The following is a 1,184-nucleotide window of genomic DNA, read 5'->3' as shown; positions in this document are numbered from 1 at the left end:
ATTCCTGGTGTTGAAATCACCACCCACGTAATGAAACGGTCCCTGAATTTCAATCATCATGTTGTGATCTGGCAGTAGCAGGTCAACCGGAGGTAATGAGTTCAGACTCTTTTCTTCTTCAATCTTCAAAGATGGAATAGATGATTGGAGTTGATCACGGAAGTCGACCTGGGTTTTTGAAATGTTTGTCTGGTAATCGCGAACGACCGGACAGGCTCTGCCAAGCCAACTTGCGGCCATGATCATGATGGATTGATCCTCTTCATTATCTGGCGATGTATTTTCCAGGCGAGTCAACAGGTCATCCATGTGCTTTTCAAGCACGTTATTTTTATGGGCATTGGAGTCCAGAGCCAACCTGGCACAGCATACCATTACTCCCCAGAGAGACATCAGTATCTCTTGCTGAGAGAACTGAGTGTTTTCACTGATTCTGTAGACAAGAGAGTTGAACGTGGATGTAAACACGTTCAGCTCAATGAGCTCACCCAGATTCGCCGTGGCCCACAGCAGGTTGGCGATTTCCTGTGGTTTTACATTAGCTTTCTGTGCGTTCACGAGGGACAACAGCGATGCCACGGCCTCGTTGAACTCTGGTGTCTGCTCCTGCCCATTCTTCACCAGTTTCGCCATGGCCCACAGCAGGTTGGCGATATGCTGGGGAATAAATTGGTCTTTCTGTACGTTCACGTGGGGCAACAGTGCGGCCAGAGCATCTTTGAACTCTGGTGTTTTCTCCAGCCCGCTGTCCACCAGCTTCGCCATGGCCCACAGCAGGTTGGCGATATGCTGAGGACTAAATTGGTCTTTCTGTGCATTCACGTGGGGCAACAGTGCGGCTACTGCATCGTTGAGCCCTGCTGTCCACTCCTGCCCGTTGTCCACCAGTTTCGCCATGGCCCACAGCAGGTTGGCGATTCCCTGGGCATTAAATTGGTCTTCTTGTGCGATCACGTGGGGCAACAGCGCGGCCACGACCTCGTTGAGCCCTGGTGTCTGCTCCTGCCCGTTGTCCACCAGTTTCGCCATGACCCACAGCAGGTTGGCGATTTCCTGGGCATTAAATTGGTCTTCTAGTGCGATCACGTGGGGCAACAGCGCGGCCACGACCTCGTTGAGCCCTGGTGTCTGCTCCAGCCCGTTGTCCACCAGTTTCGCCATGGCCCACAGCAGGTTGGCGATTT

The 1,184-nt window shown here is 52.4% G+C and carries 1 protein-coding gene; it reads right to left on the bottom strand.

Features of this window, described 5'->3' with window-relative positions:
- A partial coding sequence (locus ACO6V1_RS24095) for a DUF1601 domain-containing protein (RefSeq protein WP_422469156.1) occupies nt 1–1,184 on the bottom strand: 1,184 nt, incomplete at both ends.

It is taken from the genome of Endozoicomonas sp. ALC013, from assembly GCF_049310205.1.
Lineage (GTDB): Bacteria > Pseudomonadota > Gammaproteobacteria > Pseudomonadales > Endozoicomonadaceae > Endozoicomonas.
Note: the sequence above shows the minus strand (reverse complement) of the source record. Positions and strands in the feature narration are given on the sequence as shown.